Here is a 16775-nt window from a genome sequence, read left to right as displayed (position 1 = left end):
AAGTATCATAGGATTTTTTTATAAAAACTCGAATTAACAGGTACGTTTTGTCTTGTTTAGTTTTCAAAGATCATCTTTTAAAATGGAGCGGGTGATGAGAATCGAACTCACGACATCAGCTTGGAAGGCTGAGGTTTTACCACTAAACTACACCCGCATGGTTAAATGTTATTGGCGCGCCCGAGAGGAGTCGAACCCCTAACCTTTTGATCCGTAGTCAAACGCTCTATCCAATTGAGCTACGGGCGCTTAATCAGGCGACTTAATTATCTTAACATATCGTTTTTATTAAGTCAACATCTTTTTGAAGTTTGTTTATCGTATCTGTCTGAGCATCAGTGTTTCAGATGCGTCATCAGCGACGAATAAAAATATACCATGAATCACGCAAAAGGGTCAATACATTTTTCTAAAAAAGTTTCATGTTTTTTAAGAAGTGCTCTTTTGTTAGATAAATAGAGTTTCAATCGCCCTATTTTCATTTCTTTCTTCATAATTCTAATGATTCTTAAATAAAATCTTTCTAAATCCAAAGGAGGACAAAACATGGTCACCTAGAATTTTTATTTATTGGAAAATTCTTAATATTTTCCATGCATTTAAAGGAGGTAGGAGATGATGAAAAAGTTTGTCGCTTTTCAAATCATGATCGCTTTGGTGATAGGAGCTCTTATCGGCCACTTCTTCCCTGATTTCGGAATGGCACTGCGGCCCATTGGGGATGGCTTTATCCGATTGATTAAAATGATTGTAGTCCCTATTGTTTTCTCTACGATTGTCATCGGCGCAGCTGGCAGTGGTGGAATGAAGAAAATGGGTAGTCTCGGATTAAAGACAATCATTTGGTTTGAAGTCATTACGACCATCGTTCTTGGAATCGGGCTTTTATTGGCCAACGTGTTAAAGCCAGGCGTTGGACTCGATTTCTCTCAATTAGCTAAGAAAGATATTGGGGAACTCGATGGTTATACTCAAAAGGTCGTCGATTTTAAACAGATGGTTTTAGACATCATTCCAACCAATATCATCGATGTCATGGCTCAGAATGATTTACTAGCAGTGATTTTCTTCGCTATTTTATTCGGTGTAGCCGCAAGCGGTATTGGGAAAGCTTCCGCTCCTGTCCTTACCTTCTTTGAATCAGTAGCACAAATTATGTTTAAGCTCACACAAATGGTCATGGTGACAGCTCCTATTGGAGTTTTAGCATTAATGGCAGCTTCTGTCGGACAATACGGCATTGTTTTACTCATTCCTATGATGAAACTTGTTGGCACTGTCTTCTTAGGATTGTTTATTATTCTATTTGTTTTGTTCCCTCTTGTCGCACTGATCTTCCGTTTTAACTACTTCGAAGTGTTGAAAATGATTTGGGATTTGTTTTTAGTGGCCTTTTCTACTACAAGTACAGAAACTGTTCTTCCACAGCTCATGTCACGGATGGAGAAATACGGCTGTCCGAAAAGAATTGTTTCCTTCGTCATCCCGTCAGGTCTTTCTCTTAATTGTGATGGTTCAAGTTTATATTTATCGGTTTCCTGTGTGTTTCTTGCACAAGCGTTTGGTGTCGATATGAGTTTATCCCAGCAGCTCCTTATGATGCTTGTCCTTGTTTTAACAAGTAAAGGCATTGCAGCTGTCCCGTCTGGCTCACTTGTCGTTCTTTTGGCAACAGCTCATGCAGTAGGTCTGCCAGCAGAAGGTGTCGCTATTATCGCCGGTGTTGATCGGATTATGGATATGGCTCGAACAGGCGTGAATGTTCCTGGACATGCGGTTGCCTGTATTGTCGTTTCTAAATGGGAAAAAGTATTCCGAGAGTCTGCATGGGAAGTTCCAAAAGCAGGTGAAGAAACAAAAGGAATGTAATGTTTTTTTATGAAGGAAAGGGGTCGCCCTTTCCTTTTTTTATGGCAAAAATGTCTGCTTCAGCACGGCTTTACCTTCTTGCTACAACTGCACCTCCGCATATGCTCCGTTAATGAGGGTCATTTGCGGCGGTACGTGTCCACAATCAATATCGTAAACAATCGGTATTTGTAATTCCTTATGCAATTCTTCATATAGATCTGTATATTCATATCCTTCCACAGGAGTGTCCACTGCACTCCTGCCAAACATGATGCCAGAGCAATGATCAAACCAGCCTGCTAGTTTTAATTGAACAAGAGACCTCTTCATGCTCGCAGCATTTAATTCACAGTTTTCAAAATACCATAGAATGGGTTCACCTTTTAGATATGTTTCTTGAAAAGCTTTGACATCTCCAAAAGGCGTGCCAGCTAAGTGCCGGATCACATCAATACAGCCACCCATCAGTCTTCCCTTCATCGTCGTCTCTAAGTGATCAACAGTACGCCATGCGGTTGGCTCGGTTAAATGAAAGACATGTATGCTTGGATGGTCATACTGCCATTCCTTTTGATACATATCAGAAGAAAATTGAGTAACGTCCTTTTTCTCTGGAGTGGAAAGTATTTGTTCCCACATAGAAGTCACCTGATCAAGCTCTTCCCCCTGAAGATCCACCAGGTTCGGTCCATGCGCTGTCGCAATGCCTGTGTTTAATGTCAAAGCTAATAGAAGGAGACTTGTATCTGAATAACCAAGAATCCACTTTTTTTGCATCACTGAGAAATCAAGATGCTCTAACACTTCAATAAGCAGCTGTCCGCCCCATGGCGGGATGATGTGGTCAATCTCATGACAAGTCATCATCCGCTGCAACTCATTTGCTCGCTTGATTGCAGGGGCTGATTTCGCTTTTTCCTGCTGCCATACTGTCTCTCCACATATGACTTCATAGCCTCTTTTTTTCATCCGATCACAAGACAGTTGAAACATCTCATGCAAAGAGGGCTGCACACCTGAGGAAGGTGCTGTCACCCCAATCGTTTGTCCTTTTTGCAAAAATGGATACTGGATCATCCTGCTCACCTCCACCTTCTATGAATCTCTCATCTATTCATTGTAAAGAAAATTCCCCTTCTCCAAGGGGAATCTCGTCTTACTCTCTCTGACGCAGGACAGTATATACACCTGCGAAAATACACAAAATCCCAACAAACGAACGTAAGCCCATCTCTTCACCTAGAAGCATCCATCCAAGGACCGTGCCAACGATTGGTTGAAAGAAGAAAAACAAACCACCGCTTGAAGCGTCCATCAGTTGAAGTCCTCTATTCCACAAAAAGAAAGCAAGGGCCGTTGAGATGATACCTAGATACAGAATGCCGCCCCATATTTCCGGTCTTGCCATTTGATGCACATCAAGATGAGGCAAACGAAACAAGACGGGTGGTGTTAATACGATAAAGGCCACAATGATCGCATATGTTGTCGTCACTACTTGAGGATACTTTCCTGGAACTCGTTTCAAAAGAACAGACATGAGCGCCCATGTTAATGCAGCAATAACCAGTGAAAGACCGCCAACAAACTCATCCGTTTGAACAGCGACAGGCCCAATCATCGTCAGCACACCTACTGTAGCAAGCAGAATGGAGACACACTTTCTCATTGTGAAAGATTCTTTTAATAGAAAGAAAGCGAAAAGCACCATAAAAGCAGGTGTGGCAGATGTGATGACGGCACCCATTTGTGCAGACGTATACATTGTGCCAATTTCTTGGGTCACGATCGAGAGAAAGTTGCCAATCAATCCAATCGCCACAATCAGCGGGATATCCTTTTTGTCTAACCGAAAAGAGTAACCCAAACGCCAAATCGTGAACACAAGAACGACTCCAGCTATTGCATATCTCATCCAGACGAGCTCAAGTGGCGGGACCACCGCAACTGTTACTTTGACCACTACATACATACCGCCCCAAATACTAGCAGCTAACGCTAAGTAAAGGGCTCCTATATATTTTTCATTCATTTTTTCCCCTCCGTTACGGATATATTCACTGCGATATCCACAAACGGAGATCACTCTCCGTTATGGACGGAGGTGATTTGGTACATCATGTTCAAATAAAGGCTTCCATTGCATATCAGTCACCCCAATTGTTTTTATTTTCTGATTACTTTATAACAAAATCTGGTTCACTTCAATCCTTTTTTATCGCCACGTTTCTTCATATAATAGAAGTTCAATAGGATTGACATGATGAATTCGTTTTCTTATAGTAAGTAAAACAATTGATGTTTACATAGAAAAGGAGTAGAGGTATTTGGATGTTGAAGCTAGGAAACACATTCCCACTGCCGGAAACGAACCGTTTCTTGAGGGAATAAAAGATTGTGTGCCAACCTTGCTTGGTTATATGAGCATTGGGTTTGCCTTTGGAATTGTTGGCATTAGTTCGCAGTTAAGTATATGGGAAATCGCGCTGTTATCTATCTTTATTTATGCTGGCGCTTCACAGTTTATCATCTGTGCATTACTTGTGACAGGAAGCCCTCTTTCCGCTATTATTTTCACCACGTTCATTGTCAATTTACGGCATTTGTTACTCAGCCTTACGCTTGCCCCCCATTTTACACGCTACTCTGTAAAGCAGAACATCGGATTTGGTCTTCTGCTTACTGATGAATCCTTTGGCGTAGCGATGAATAAATTAGCACAGCAAGGAAAATTGAATAACAGATGGATGCATGGACTGAACATTACAGCTTATTTATGCTGGATTGCTGCGTGTACACTTGGCGGAATATTCGGACACTGGATTTCAAATCCAGAGGCGCTTGGTCTTGATTTTGCCCTATCCGCGATGTTTGCTGCGCTGCTCATTCTTTCTTTACAGACGGTGCCAAAAAATAAGCTCACCCATCGCTTATCACTTGTTTTATATATGTTTGTTGCGATGTTTGTGCTGCTTCATTTTGTTCCTTCACACGTGGCTGTTTTGTTGGCAACTGTGCTTGTTGCCACTATTGGGGTGGTGACAGATAAATGATTAGCAGTTTTATGTTATGGCTCATTCTTGGCTGTATGATTGTGACCATCATCCCAAGAGTCGTTCCATTTTTATTTGTAAGGAGTATACAGATGCCAGAAGTGGTGCTCAAATGGTTATCATTTATCCCCATTTGTATATTTACCGCTTTGATTGCAGAGCATCTATTCATACATACTACAGCAGGCGTCACCATTCACTGGATGTACCTTGCTGTCTTGGTTCCAACTGTGTTAATCGCTGTTTGGACAAAAAGCTTGTCCCTCACCGTTCTAGTAGGCGTCATGCTGATGGGCACAGCTAGATGGTTTTTCTAATAGAAAAAGCTTAACCGGATGCGGTTAAGCTTTTTTCATTTTACGATACCGTATACAAAGCCGTCATAGCCTTTTTCGCCAACAGTTTGAATAGCGGTTGCCTCAATTCTCGACTCTTGTTTGAGTAAATCGAAGAATTCACGAGTTCCCTTCACTCGCTCATCTTGATCAGAGGCATGAAGAACTGCTCCATTTCTGACCACATTGTCTGCAATAATGACTGTTCCCTTTTTTGAGAAGTGTAACGCCCACTTCAGATATTGCGGGTTGTTTGGTTTGTCTGCATCAATGAAAATCAAATCGAACGGGAGCGCATCCTGCTCTTTTAACTGAGATAAAGTATCTAACGCTTTTCCTTGTAAAATGGTGACACGTTCTGCTAGGCCTGCTCTGTCTATGTTTTGCTGTGCTGTTTCTGCATGATGACTGACAGCCTCTAATGTCATGAGTTCTCCATCCGCTTCAAGTGCACGGGCAAGCCAAATGGTACTATAACCGCCAAGTGTACCGATTTCTAAAATGCGCTTTGCACCCTTGGTTTTTGCTAACAAATAAAGCAGTTTCCCTTGGGCCGGCGACACATCTATTTCTGGTAACCCGGCTTGCTTATTCTTGATAAGAGTTTGCTCCAATACGTCATCTTTAGCCATCAATTTGTCTTTGATATACTCGTCAACTTTCCCCCATACTTGCTCCAAGTCATCCATCTCCCTTGTTCATGTCTTCTATTTAAATTCTACATGACGGAAGCGAGAATTTATAATCAATTCTTTTCACACACCTATTGATTTTATTGATGAAAGGAATGTGATGATGGATACATGGGGCGAGTGCAAGTATACGCAAACTACTGATTCAGCTTATTTTTCACGTCACCTTTTTTATCTTGAAGCTTTCCTTTTACTTGATCTTTCTTTCCTTCTGCTTTCAGGTTTTCATGATCTGTCGCTTCGCCAAGTTTTTCTTTCACTTGACCTTTGACTTGATTTGTTTTTCCTTTCGCTTTATCCATATGTCCATTTTGTTCACTCATTTTGTTCCACCTCCACGTTTGATACTGTTTATTTAGCCTTTTTGCACATGACAAAACATCTGAGTGTGCTGTGTGCGCGTTTCAGGTATGATAGACATAATGGAATGAAAGGTTGGTGGTCTGTTCAATGATCATTTCTGAAAGTATGTTCACTGTACGTGGTGTGACCTATCGTATTCGCTCTGCTGCATTAGCAGATGCCAAACAGTTATCAGCTCTCAGACTGAAAATCGATGGTGAAACCGAATATTTAGATCGTGAACCGGGTGAAGCCTTTATTGATGAGAAAGGGTTCGAGGCGTTGATTCAAGAGGATTCCAAGGAATGCCGTCATCTCTTTTTAGTTGCAGATATTGAAGGAGGCATTGTCGGTTTTTCAAGATGCGAAGGGCATTCTCTTAAGCGCTCTGCTCACAAAGTAATGTTTGGCGTCGCCGTACAGAAGGCCGCTTGGGGCTATCACATCGGGAAAGAACTTTTAGCTGCATCGATCGACTGGGCAGATCAGCAAGGCATTCAAAAGATGTCACTTCAAGTAATGGAAACCAATCAAAAAGCCATTCGTTTATATGAACACTATGGCTTTGAGATTGAAGGCTTGTTAAAAAAAGATAAACGGCTGGCGGACGGCATGTATTATGATACGGTTGTGATGGGCAGGCAGCGGCCAGTCTCCTGACCGCTTACATGACATAACTCCAGATCATCGAAATCGCACTATACATAAGCAGCAGCCCCATGACGAACTGGAACGGCCGCTGATAAAGAGTCAAAAAACGCTTGAATACAGAGCCAAATAAACTCCAGCTAAATGTGCCTAAAAAACCAATGATGGCGAGAATCAACGTCAACAACATGTATTGCATATTGGACTGTCCATACGGCAGAACAAAAGTGGAAATGACGGTTAACCCATACAAGATGGCTTTCGGATTAATAAATTGCAGCAGCATCCCCGGGATAAAATGATTATAGCGGTCTAGTGTTTCGTCATCTCCGCCTTTACTTCTCATGATTTTGACAGCTAAATAGATCATGTAACCGGCTCCAATGAAAGCCATGACCCAGCCGATTTTCGGCATGACTTGATAAAGAATCATATTGAAGAAACCGCTCAAACATAAAATGACCAAAAATCCGATCCCAACCCCTAAACAAAATCGAAATGTTTGCTTGACCCCATATTTATTCGTAAAGACCATCGCCATGATATTATTCGGTCCAGGGGTAAAGCTGGTAACAAAAGCATAAATCAACATGGAAACAATCAAATCGTTACCTCCTTTTCATACGTTATTTAGACCTAAAAGTCTTTATTGCGTATATTACGTTTCATTGTACTATTCGGTCGTTATAAAGTAAATAAAAGAAAGGAGTTTTTTGATGGAGGACGTACAATCAATTATTGCTAGAAATGTCAAACTGCTAAGAGAGCAAAAGAAATTAAGCCTAGAAAAGATGGCTGAGGTAACAAGTGTGAGTAAAACGATGATTGGGCAAATCGAAAGAGGAGAATCCACACCAACCATCACCACTCTGTGGAAAATCGCCAATGGGTTGAAGGTGTCTTTTAGCGAACTCATATACGCACCGCAGCCTGAAATTAAGATCGTGCGAAAAGAAGAAGGACAAGTTTTAACCGAGGACGAGGGAAGGTATCGGGTATATACGACGTTCCCATTTGATGACCTGAGAAAATTTGAAGTCTATCAGGTAGAAATTGATCCTCATGGGTCGTTAAGTGCGGAAGAACATATCGGCGGTACAGAGGAATTGATTACCGTATTTGAGGGAGCACTTGATTTATCGATCGGTGATGAGCAATACACATTACAAGCTGGCGACTCGATTCGGTTTAAGGCTGACCGCGCCCATGAGTATAAACAATCAGGAGAACAGATGGTACGGATGCAAATGATTCTTTATTATCCCCATTAAAAAAAGCTGACAGGCTTGTCCACCTGTCAGCTTTACATTTTATATTTAATTAAATCCTGGATCGCGTACAACCGTTCCAGTAAAGGTAACTCTATATTTTCCTAAACCTAACTCTTCAATTGACGATTGATAGAGAATACCGACCCATCCATCCTTTGCATATGTAATACTTGATGGGATGTTTGACGTCGTATATGTTCTCGTTTCCGAGACGGTTCGACTTGCTTGTACCGTTACTTCACTGCTTACTTTCCCCTTCGCTTCTACCGGGACAGCGGTGACACCCGCACCCGTTAAAACAATTGCTCCAACCAAAACAGAAGTTATGACCTTTTTCATACAAAAAATCCCTCCCTTTTTTTGTTGAACATATTAACCATACCATAATTTAGAACTTTAGTAAGTTATTTTTTCATTTTTTTGAAAATTATGATATGATTGTCTTATGCTGGATAGAGGGTGTTACATACTTCTATGCTTTTATCCTCACCTCGTTCTAGTGAAACAATTGATAACGGAGGTGATTTCATGAAAAAATGGCTTATCTGTTTTCAACTTGTTTTCCTCTTCACCTTGACGGCCACACCATTTGCTTCTGCTGCTTCATGCCCTACAGTGAAACCATGTGTTATTGATCCTTAAGCATAAGAAAAAGTCGATCAAGCCTATTCACTTGATCGACTTTTTTGTTATGCTTGTTCGGCTTCCCAGCGGGCAACCTCTTCTCTTACTTTAGGAGCCACTTCTTTCCCAAATAACTCAATAGCTTTCAGCACTTGATCATGCGGCATTGAACCGACCGGTACGTGCAACATGAAGCGCGTAATGCCTACATTTTTTCGCAGATGAATCACTTTCTCTGCTACGGCATCTGGATCTCCTACATACAATGCACCTTCTAATGTTCTTGCTGCATCGAATGTAGAACGGGTATAAGGTCCCCAGCCTCGTTCTCTTGCTAATGTATTCATGACATGCTGTGTAGAAGGGAAGAATTGATCTGCTGCCAATTCTGTTTCCTCCGCAACAAATCCATGTGAATGGGATGCCACCGTTAATTTCTCAGGATCATGTCCAGCGTGAATCGCAGCTTGCTTGTAGAGCTGCACTAGCGGTGCGAACTGTCTAGGGCTGCCGCCAATAATGGCAAGGACAAGTGGTAATCCTAATAATCCAGCACGTACGACAGATTCTCTGTTTCCTCCACTGCCAATCCAGATGGGAAGCGGATCTTGAACAGGTCTTGGATATACGCCGACATCCTGAATGGAAGGACGGTGCTTACCGCTCCACGTCACACGCTCTGACTGCTGTAATTTCAACAGTAAATCTAGTTTTTCTTCAAATAATTCTTCATAATCATCTAAGTCATAGCCAAAAAGCGGGAACGATTCAATAAATGATCCACGGCCAGCCATGATCTCTGCACGCCCGTTAGAAAGGCCATCTAATGTCGCAAAATCTTGAAACACACGAACAGGATCTGCCGATGAAAGAACAGTTACGGCACTTGTCAGACGAATATTCTTTGTTTGCGTTGCCGCAGCTGCTAATACGACTGCTGGATTTGATGCGGCAAAATCTTCACGATGATGCTCTCCTACACCAAAAACGTCGAGACCCACTTGATCTGCTAAAATAATTTCTTCTACTACTTCACGAATACGCTGTGCGTGGCTGACTGTTTTTCCTGTTTGAAAATCAGGTGTTGTTTCTACAAATGTACTAATTCCTAGTTCCATGAATGGAACCCCCTATCTTATAAATATGTCACAAATTCAGAGACCGGCTTGCGATAGCCTCTCGCTTGTCTGCTCTCTACTTTTTCTTTTCCGAGCGTGATCATTAATACAGGAACCAAATCTGATTCGATGTTTAACACCTTTTTCATTGCTTCGGGGTCAAAGCCGATCATTGGGCAAGTATCCCATCCCTTGTTTTTGGCGGCAAGCATAAATAGCATGGCAGATAATGAAGCATTGCGAATCGCCTCTTCTTTCTGAAAGTCTGATCCTCTCTGCACATAAAAACTCATCGTCTCTCTGACCATTTCCTCATATTGTTGCGCATTTAAGATACCGAGCATTTTTAGGCCTTCATAAATGTTTCCTGCTTGCTCATAAGCTTTCGGATCGCCGAGTACAATGATCGCTGCTGAAGCGGAATGCACCTTATATTGTCCAAATGCAGCATCTCTTACTTGCTCTTTAAGCGCTTCTGATTGGACGACGACATATTGCGTATGCTGTAAATTAAAGGCTGAAGGTGCCAGCTTCACTTCTTCAAAGATACTATTAAGCTCTTCTCTCGAAATCGAGATATTCGACAAAAAATTTGATGCTGATCGTCTTTCACGTACCAATGTATCAAAGCTGTGTGTCATCTTGTTTCCCCTTTTCGTGAAGTTGTTTTGCACCTAAACCGATTTTTTTCAACCATTCAATGAGCTGTTCTTTTTCCTCTGTTTCGATAAAGGACAGATTTTGTGAAATGACATCTGTATGTTTTGGAAAAATATCGTCAAATAGCTGCTTCCCTTTATCTGTCAGTAATACATGGAATACACGTTTATCAGAAGGTGCACATTGTCTTTTGACTAATTCTTGTTTTTCTAATTTGTTGACCACATAGGTGATGCTCCCACTTGGAATGGATAGAATCTCACTAATTTTTTGAACGGGATGCGGTCCCTTACTATACAGTAATTCAAGAATTTGAAAGTTTTCAAATCCGATATCATAACGTTCAATGTCTTTTTGGATGTTTGCAAAAAGGGCATGGTAGGCTTTCATCCACACTCGGAAAAGCCTTAAGTCTAATTCCTGATCTTGCTGCACCATGGCAACTACTCCTTTTTCAATAAATCCTAAAACTAGGATAAATTTATCCTAACACTAGGATATTTTCTTGTCAACGTGTTTGTTTGATTAAAAAAAAGACCCCTGTGATTCAGTGGTCTTCTTTTGACACAAAATGCATTTCAGCAATTTGTTTGTATTGATTCACTTGTTGTAATGAAAATCTAGATTCCTGATCAGTTGGAGGGAAAAGAGGGATTCCTTTTCCAATCATGACAGGTGCGATTTGGAGATACAGCTCATCGACTAATTTTTCTTTTAATAATGCTTGAAGCAGTTCCCCGCCTCCTACTATCCAGATATGCTGCCCTTTTTCATTTTTTAAGTTGTGGATAAATGAGAGAACATCTTCACGAATGATACGGGTTCCTGTATGGCTGTCTTGTAAAGTGCGAGAAACGATATAACATGTCTTGTCTTCATAAGGAAACCCATCAGGTGAGAGCTTTAGAACCTGTTCGTATGTGTTCCGTCCCATAATCAGCGTATCGACTGAAGCATAAAATTCCTCATATCTCGTATCCTCTTCGCCCTCTGTTCCTATGAGCCAATCTAAACGGTGATCATCCCTTGCTAAATATCCATCAATGCTCATTGCCCCATAAAATAGTAATTTCCTTTTCAATCTCACCACTCCCCGCCTAAAATAAGAACGTATATTCTCATTTTAACAGAAAGAATAGATAAATGATATATGATCCATTCGTTTCTTACGATTCCTGTTCTACCTTCATGAGAAGTTTGTACAAGATGTGTGCAAGCTGCCCCGCTTCGACTGTCATCCCTTCATGAATCCATTCCTCCAGTACACCAACAACACCAGACACAACAAATGAGGCCACAATCTGTTCATGCTCCGTAATTTGACGCTGATCAAGTTGCCACTCTTTCATGATTTTTTCTTTAAAAAACGCTTTAAATTGATTCGTCGTTGGGCTATTCGGTTTGACAAATAACGTCATCATGAATTGTTTTTCTTTTAAATACTCAGTTGTTTTGTTTAAAAAGGACAGCATATCAAGCGGGTCCTGGCTTGGAAACGATTCATCGTACAGTCCGCCAAGCTGATGAAATAGTTCCTTCTCAAGCTGTTCATGCAAATCAAATACATCTTGGTAGTGCAAATAAAAGGTCCCTCTACCTAAATCCGCTCTTCTAGATAGCTCTGATACTGTAATTTGCTGAACATCTTTTTCCTTTAAAAGCTCAAGAAAGCTTTCCCGTATCGCCTTTTTGGTTTTGATTGTTCGTCTGTCCTTCATCAAACACCCTCCATTTTTGAACAATCTGGCTATACCTGTCTATTTATGAACAAGAGATCATTCATTGCCGATGTTCGGTTTATTTTCCTCTTATTATAATGGACACATGTTCAATAATCTATATCTGTTCAAAAAAGGAGGACCATCATATGCTTCAATTCAGACTTGCTAGAGAGGATGAACTGCCTCAAGTGGCAGCGTTGTTAGATGATTCATTTCAGAACTATTCATTTTTTGATTTATTATGCGAAAAGGTGACCAAGCGTTCTGCTTTCGCCCGTCAGCTGCATTTGATCAATACAAAGGTATATTTTCAGCATCAAATCTGTTTGGTCGGGGTTGAGAACGAGAAAATTGTGTCTGCCGCCCTGTTAAAACATCCCCGTCTTCCTGAACCAGGACTCATGGATTATGTGTTATCTGGTGGGTTAAAGCTACTCTTTACTGGCGGCATATCGGCGATTCAGCATGTGTTCCGTATGTTAAAGGAGGCAAAAAAAGCGTGTTCTTCCTTAAAGAAACCTTACTGGTATTTAGAAGCTCTTGTCGTTGCAAAAGACCAACAAGGAAAAAAACTTGGAAGCCGTATGCTAAAGCAATGTCTTTTCCCCTTTATCGCCCGGCAAGGCGGCGGACTGTTCACACTGATTACACACAACGAGGCCAATCGTCATTTCTATCGAAAAAATGGGTGGACGGAGTTTGATGAGAGAGTACTGCACGGAGAAAACATGTCCCTAGAAAGCTGGAGTTATAAAACCGTGATCAAATAAGGTATCTTCTTCAAGGGATGATATAATAGAAGCAGTTCAAACAATGATCATACTTGGAGGAGAGACTGATGATACGACGACTTGATCATATCGTGTTGACTGTACAACATATGGAGGAAACCATTCGCTTTTATACAAACGTATTAGGAATGAAGGAAGAAACTTTTGGAGAAGGCCGTAAAGCCCTTCGTTTTGGCTTACAAAAGATCAACCTTCATGAAGCGGGTCATGAATTTGAACCAAAAGCTGCTCATCCCCAGCCTGGATCTGCTGACCTGTGTTTTATCACCGATTTAGATATAGACAGTTTATTGCTTCATCTTCGAAAGCAGGTTGTTCCAATTGAAGAAGGTCCGGTCAGACGTTCTGGTGCATTAGGTCCGATTGAATCCATTTATATCCGTGATCCTGATATGAACTTAATTGAAATCTCCCGATATATAGAGGAGGCTGATCCATCATGACGCGATTATTCTTGAGACCGATTGAAGAAAAAGATTATCCTGGTATTCATAGAGGATGCCAGCATGCAGAAACACTTTATATGACTGGCACACGCAAAACGTTCACACTAGAAGAAATTCGTTCAGCCTATACCCGTTTTCTGCAGGATGACAGTAGACGAGACTTTGCTATTTGTCTGCTAGACACGAAAGAAATGATCGGGGATGCGGCGATTGTGGATATTGATCCGATAAACCATACGGCAAGTTTCCGCATTGCGCTACATGGTCCAGAGCATTTTCACAAAGGATATGGCACTGAGGCTGTTCGGATGGTTCAAACATTTGCCTTTGAGACGTTAGAACTCAATCGGCTTGAGCTTGAAGTTTTTTCCCATAACCCACGAGCCTTTCGAAGCTATGAGAAAGCCGGATTTCAATATGAAGGAAAAAGACGTCAAGCGCTCTATTTCAACGGTGCTTATTCGGATGTCATCATGATGGGAATCCTTCGTGAGGAATACGATAGAATCAAATCATAAAGATGTCCCAGCCTACGAAGGGTCATCTTTTTTTAACAAATGAAGCCCTGTAACGATGATCAAACAAATGATAGAAGAGAGAACGATAGAGACGCTTGATATGCTGAGCGCCATCCCTTCCCATCTGCCAATGAAGAAACTGCCGATCAATAAGAGCAATCCAAACATAGTGATACATATCGGGACAATCAGCCTGGCATGGCGATGCCTACGTCTTTTTCCTGCCCACCACGAGAGACAGAGCACAATGACAGTAAAAATAACGGTTTGCAGCCAGAACATATCGCATCAACTCCTTTTCTTTTTTATCCTATGACAACGGAGGTTTTTACAATGAATATTAGACCGATTCAAAAGCAGGACAATCCTTTTATCGCGGCCATTATCCGCCAGTCATTAGAATCAGCGAATCTTGCGATTGAAGGTACAGCCTACACAGACCCACACCTTGATCAGCTTTTCGAATACTATCAATCATTGACTCATGCAGCCTATTGGATTGCCGAAGAACATGGTGAAATTGTTGGTGGCGTTGGCATTGCCCCTTTCACAGATGGCATTTGTGAGCTACAAAAGCTTTATTTAAGCCCAAAAGCACAAGGCAAAGGTGCGGGCAAGAAACTGATGGATACGGCCCTGCAATATGCTGCTACATACTACGATGCTTGTTATTTAGAAACCCGCAGTGAATTAACAGCTGCTACTGGTCTTTATCAACAGTATGACTTCTCTCTTCTTCCTGCACCAATTGAAGGCTCAGAGCATTCTGCCATGGATGCTTGGTATCTCAAAACCTTTTCAGCGTGAGGCATAAAATAAGCGATACGTCTTTGTCCACTGAAAACCTAGCTTCTCTGCCAATTTGGCCGAGGTTGCATGATGGACATCGCAATCCCAATGCGGTGTCTTCCCTTTTTCAACACAGATGCTGATCAGTTGCTGAGCTGCTAACAAAGCCAACCCTTTTCCACGGCAGGCTTCATCTGTCCAAATATCGATTTCCACTCGTTTTTCACTTGAAAAAATAGAGATACATTCACTGACCACGTCTTCACCGTTTAAGATGGCAACTCCGACGCCATTAGATAAAAAGTGATCTACTCCTCCCCAATATGCTTCATAATAGCTGGATGGGAATACTTTGCTTGCGGCAATGACTTGTTCATTCGTGCGTTTGATCATTTCGTCTTGATCAGGCACAATCAGATCAGGAGAGGTCAAGTCATAAGAATACGCATGTCTTTGCATTTCATTCAGTTGGGAACCGAAGCATTTTTTCATCATCTCATCTGATGCTGGATTTGCTGAAAACAAAGTGAACCGTCTGTTCTCTCTTTTCTGCTTTTTATAAACATCCACAATGAACGTTGAACATAATGAGAGTGCTGCTTCTGTCTTGCCTGCGACATAATAAATGCCGGTTGTCGTCCCTGCAAAATAGACACACGGGTGATCTCGGTGATCCACATATAAATCTCCTTGTATCACGCCATCGAGTATCGCATCTACGAACACTGGATAGGCAGGATCAATCCGCCGAATTTCCTCTTTTACCGCTCCTGTCCTTTGTTGATCTACAAGATACAACATCATTCCTCCATTCACGAACGAGTATCTTTTCATTATAAAGGAAAGCCGCAGAAACGCGGTGAATCTTTGCAACAAAAAGAATTCTTCTGCATCAAAGCAACATTCAATCGCATTCGCTTTCATCTATTGCTATGCTCATTGTGAGAGGAGGTTTATGGATGAAATTTCGTTTGATCTGGAATCAAGAAAAGGATGTGACGGAAGTAGACGTCATCAGCCATCCACATAATCAAGAACGTTTACAAAAGATGGCATCAATGCTGGAGACTAGTACATCTCTAACGGTCAAAGATCCAAAAAATGATCGGCAGTCTCTTTTACCATTAGAACAAATTGAAGCGATCTCTGCGCTTGGACATATGTCAAAGGTGATCACGACTCAGGGTACGACGTATTTTCTCAGTAAACGGCTGAAGGATCTGAAGTCGTTAGAGCGTGAACATTTCTATCGTATCAACAATGCAGTCATTCTCAATTTAGCGCAAGTCGACAGCTTTGTCGCTGGTACGTACGCTCGCTTAGAGGTCGAAACCATCTCGAAAAACAGCTACACCGTCAGTCGTCATTACGCCAAATATATAAAGGAGCGATTCAAATGATCAAGGAACTAAAACATCAATTTATGCAAACAGCTTTTGTCTCTATCGTATGGCTGACACTCATCCTGTCCATCACTCAATGGTCATCCTCTATCCCTTTTCATTACGTGTGGCACATCATTGCCATCGGTACTTTGGCAGGCATCGTCTTTGGGGTCATGTATCCTTTACTATGGAACTACTTTACCTTTCCAGCACCCATCAACATTCTCATCTCCACTGTCGTCAATTTAGGGTTTCAAGTAGGAGCGGTCGCTTTATATTCGACTACACTGCTCGAATGGATCATGCCTTATTTTATCGGTATTGCCTTTCTCACATTAGTAGGCCATATCATCGCCTTTCTATTTTACAAAAAACAACAAAATCAAAAACTGGCGCAGGCACTGAATCACCTGAAGCCGCAGCCTTAAAAAAAGAGACCTTATCTGAAAGGTCTCTTCAGATTGTTGACAAAGGGCTAAAATGAACTTGATTTTAGCCCTTTGTCTTCTTTTCAGCGTGATAGAAAACCTT

The 16775-nt window shown here is 41.5% G+C and carries 24 protein-coding genes and 2 tRNA genes; 11 read left to right on the top strand and 15 right to left on the bottom strand.

Features of this window, described 5'->3' with window-relative positions:
• Nucleotides 1–83: 83 nt before the first annotated feature.
• Nucleotides 84–157 (bottom strand) — tRNA-Gly (locus tag V7L95_RS09980).
• Nucleotides 158–172: 15 nt separating this feature from the next.
• Nucleotides 173–249 (bottom strand) — tRNA-Arg (locus V7L95_RS09975).
• A gap of 369 nt (nt 250–618) precedes the next feature.
• Here V7L95_RS09975 and gltP point away from each other — a divergent pair.
• The gene (gltP, locus tag V7L95_RS09970) at nt 619–1869 is read left to right on the top strand and encodes a glutamate-aspartate/proton symporter GltP (RefSeq protein WP_024719154.1); all 1251 of its coding nucleotides are present in this window, start codon (nt 619–621) and stop codon (nt 1867–1869) included.
• Nucleotides 1870–1950: 81 nt separating this feature from the next.
• Here gltP and V7L95_RS09965 read toward each other — a convergent pair whose 3' ends face one another.
• Both V7L95_RS09965 and V7L95_RS09960 read right to left on the bottom strand, forming a co-directional pair.
• Nucleotides 1951–2928 (bottom strand): S66 peptidase family protein, encoded by a 978-nt coding sequence (locus V7L95_RS09965; protein ID WP_340966118.1) that lies wholly within the window; start codon nt 2926–2928, stop codon nt 1951–1953.
• A gap of 79 nt (nt 2929–3007) precedes the next feature.
• Entirely contained in the window at nt 3008–3883 is an 876-nt protein-coding gene (locus tag V7L95_RS09960; protein WP_129548120.1) for a DMT family transporter, read from the bottom strand.
• A gap of 295 nt (nt 3884–4178) precedes the next feature.
• Here V7L95_RS09960 and V7L95_RS09955 point away from each other — a divergent pair, with 295 nt between their 5' ends.
• Nucleotides 4179–4904, top strand: a complete 726-nt coding sequence (locus tag V7L95_RS09955; protein ID WP_007496390.1) for an AzlC family ABC transporter permease — start codon at nt 4179–4181, stop codon at nt 4902–4904.
• The gene (locus tag V7L95_RS09950; protein WP_008346681.1) at nt 4901–5221 is read left to right on the top strand and encodes an AzlD domain-containing protein; all 321 of its coding nucleotides are present in this window, start codon (nt 4901–4903) and stop codon (nt 5219–5221) included. Before V7L95_RS09955 ends, V7L95_RS09950 begins: the two co-directional genes overlap by 4 nt.
• A gap of 35 nt (nt 5222–5256) precedes the next feature.
• On the opposite strand, the gene V7L95_RS09945 is transcribed toward V7L95_RS09950, so the two are convergent.
• Both V7L95_RS09945 and V7L95_RS09940 read right to left on the bottom strand, forming a co-directional pair.
• Nucleotides 5257–5919, bottom strand: coding sequence for an O-methyltransferase (locus V7L95_RS09945; protein WP_017358426.1), 663 nt, complete (start codon nt 5917–5919; stop codon nt 5257–5259).
• 149 nt (nt 5920–6068) lie between these two features.
• Complete coding sequence (locus tag V7L95_RS09940; protein WP_008346686.1) at nt 6069–6254, bottom strand: CsbD family protein; 186 nt, start codon at nt 6252–6254, stop codon at nt 6069–6071.
• Nucleotides 6255–6381: 127 nt separating this feature from the next.
• Here V7L95_RS09940 and V7L95_RS09935 point away from each other — a divergent pair, with 127 nt between their 5' ends.
• Entirely contained in the window at nt 6382–6933 is a 552-nt protein-coding gene (locus V7L95_RS09935) for a GNAT family N-acetyltransferase (RefSeq protein WP_025206821.1), read from the top strand.
• A 4-nt stretch (nt 6934–6937) separates the two neighbouring features.
• Here V7L95_RS09935 and V7L95_RS09930 read toward each other — a convergent pair whose 3' ends face one another.
• Nucleotides 6938–7525: a LysE family transporter gene (locus V7L95_RS09930; RefSeq protein WP_007496397.1), complete on the bottom strand. Its 588-nt coding sequence runs from the start codon at nt 7523–7525 to the stop codon at nt 6938–6940.
• Nucleotides 7526–7637: 112 nt separating this feature from the next.
• On the opposite strand from V7L95_RS09930, the gene V7L95_RS09925 reads away from it, so the two are divergent.
• On the top strand, nt 7638–8192 hold the full coding sequence (locus V7L95_RS09925) for an XRE family transcriptional regulator (RefSeq protein WP_039170194.1): 555 nt from the start codon (nt 7638–7640) through the stop codon (nt 8190–8192).
• A gap of 45 nt (nt 8193–8237) precedes the next feature.
• Here the strand turns inward: V7L95_RS09925 and V7L95_RS09920 are convergent, their stop codons facing one another.
• The 6 genes from V7L95_RS09920 to V7L95_RS09895 form a co-directional block, all read right to left on the bottom strand.
• Nucleotides 8238–8531, bottom strand: a complete 294-nt coding sequence (locus V7L95_RS09920; RefSeq protein WP_024719163.1) for a hypothetical protein — start codon at nt 8529–8531, stop codon at nt 8238–8240.
• Between the two features lie 350 nt (nt 8532–8881).
• Nucleotides 8882–9934, bottom strand: coding sequence for an LLM class flavin-dependent oxidoreductase (locus tag V7L95_RS09915; RefSeq protein ID WP_024719164.1), 1053 nt, complete (start codon nt 9932–9934; stop codon nt 8882–8884).
• 17 nt (nt 9935–9951) lie between these two features.
• A complete protein-coding gene (locus V7L95_RS09910; RefSeq protein WP_242731645.1) occupies nt 9952–10575 on the bottom strand; it encodes a nitroreductase family protein in 624 nt (207 codons plus the stop codon).
• Nucleotides 10559–11032 carry a MarR family transcriptional regulator gene (locus V7L95_RS09905; RefSeq protein WP_007496406.1) on the bottom strand — a complete coding sequence of 158 codons (474 nt, stop codon included), beginning with the start codon at nt 11030–11032 and terminating at the stop codon, nt 10559–10561. The genes V7L95_RS09910 and V7L95_RS09905 overlap by 17 nt, the downstream gene beginning before the upstream one ends.
• A gap of 109 nt (nt 11033–11141) precedes the next feature.
• Complete coding sequence (locus tag V7L95_RS09900; protein WP_096881063.1) at nt 11142–11681, bottom strand: dihydrofolate reductase family protein; 540 nt, start codon at nt 11679–11681, stop codon at nt 11142–11144.
• A 79-nt stretch (nt 11682–11760) separates the two neighbouring features.
• On the bottom strand, nt 11761–12312 hold the full coding sequence (locus tag V7L95_RS09895; RefSeq protein ID WP_340966098.1) for a TetR/AcrR family transcriptional regulator: 552 nt from the start codon (nt 12310–12312) through the stop codon (nt 11761–11763).
• Between the two features lie 149 nt (nt 12313–12461).
• On the opposite strand from V7L95_RS09895, the gene V7L95_RS09890 reads away from it, so the two are divergent.
• The 3 genes from V7L95_RS09890 to V7L95_RS09880 all read left to right on the top strand — a co-directional run bounded on the left by V7L95_RS09890 (nt 12462) and on the right by V7L95_RS09880 (nt 14070).
• Nucleotides 12462–13085, top strand: a complete 624-nt coding sequence (locus tag V7L95_RS09890) for a GNAT family N-acetyltransferase (RefSeq protein ID WP_008346706.1) — start codon at nt 12462–12464, stop codon at nt 13083–13085.
• A 68-nt stretch (nt 13086–13153) separates the two neighbouring features.
• Nucleotides 13154–13549, top strand: coding sequence for a VOC family protein (locus V7L95_RS09885; RefSeq protein ID WP_008346708.1), 396 nt, complete (start codon nt 13154–13156; stop codon nt 13547–13549).
• The gene (locus V7L95_RS09880; RefSeq protein ID WP_008346711.1) at nt 13546–14070 is read left to right on the top strand and encodes a GNAT family protein; all 525 of its coding nucleotides are present in this window, start codon (nt 13546–13548) and stop codon (nt 14068–14070) included. The genes V7L95_RS09885 and V7L95_RS09880 overlap by 4 nt, the downstream gene beginning before the upstream one ends.
• Before the next feature lie 12 nt (nt 14071–14082).
• Here V7L95_RS09880 and V7L95_RS09875 read toward each other — a convergent pair whose 3' ends face one another.
• Nucleotides 14083–14352, bottom strand: coding sequence for a YesK-like family protein (locus V7L95_RS09875; RefSeq protein WP_048002346.1), 270 nt, complete (start codon nt 14350–14352; stop codon nt 14083–14085).
• A gap of 51 nt (nt 14353–14403) precedes the next feature.
• Here V7L95_RS09875 and V7L95_RS09870 point away from each other — a divergent pair, with 51 nt between their 5' ends.
• Nucleotides 14404–14877: a GNAT family N-acetyltransferase gene (locus tag V7L95_RS09870; protein ID WP_099496344.1), complete on the top strand. Its 474-nt coding sequence runs from the start codon at nt 14404–14406 to the stop codon at nt 14875–14877.
• Here V7L95_RS09870 and V7L95_RS09865 read toward each other — a convergent pair.
• Nucleotides 14869–15657 carry a GNAT family N-acetyltransferase gene (locus V7L95_RS09865; RefSeq protein ID WP_340969017.1) on the bottom strand — a complete coding sequence of 263 codons (789 nt, stop codon included), beginning with the start codon at nt 15655–15657 and terminating at the stop codon, nt 14869–14871. The two genes, V7L95_RS09870 and V7L95_RS09865, sit on opposite strands and share 9 nt — an antisense overlap.
• A gap of 161 nt (nt 15658–15818) precedes the next feature.
• Here V7L95_RS09865 and V7L95_RS09860 point away from each other — a divergent pair, with 161 nt between their 5' ends.
• Together V7L95_RS09860 and V7L95_RS09855 are read left to right on the top strand one after the other, a co-directional pair.
• Nucleotides 15819–16259, top strand: coding sequence for a LytTR family DNA-binding domain-containing protein (locus V7L95_RS09860; protein WP_113747449.1), 441 nt, complete (start codon nt 15819–15821; stop codon nt 16257–16259).
• The gene (locus V7L95_RS09855) at nt 16256–16672 is read left to right on the top strand and encodes a hypothetical protein (RefSeq protein WP_035390341.1); all 417 of its coding nucleotides are present in this window, start codon (nt 16256–16258) and stop codon (nt 16670–16672) included. The genes V7L95_RS09860 and V7L95_RS09855 overlap by 4 nt, the downstream gene beginning before the upstream one ends.
• Nucleotides 16673–16775: the final 103 nt, after the last annotated feature.

This window comes from Bacillus sp. PPSBB_11, from assembly GCF_038023285.1.
Taxonomy (GTDB): domain Bacteria; phylum Bacillota; class Bacilli; order Bacillales; family Bacillaceae; genus Bacillus; species Bacillus altitudinis.
The sequence above is the reverse complement of the archived record's forward strand: the minus strand, read 5'-3'. Positions and strand labels throughout refer to the sequence as shown.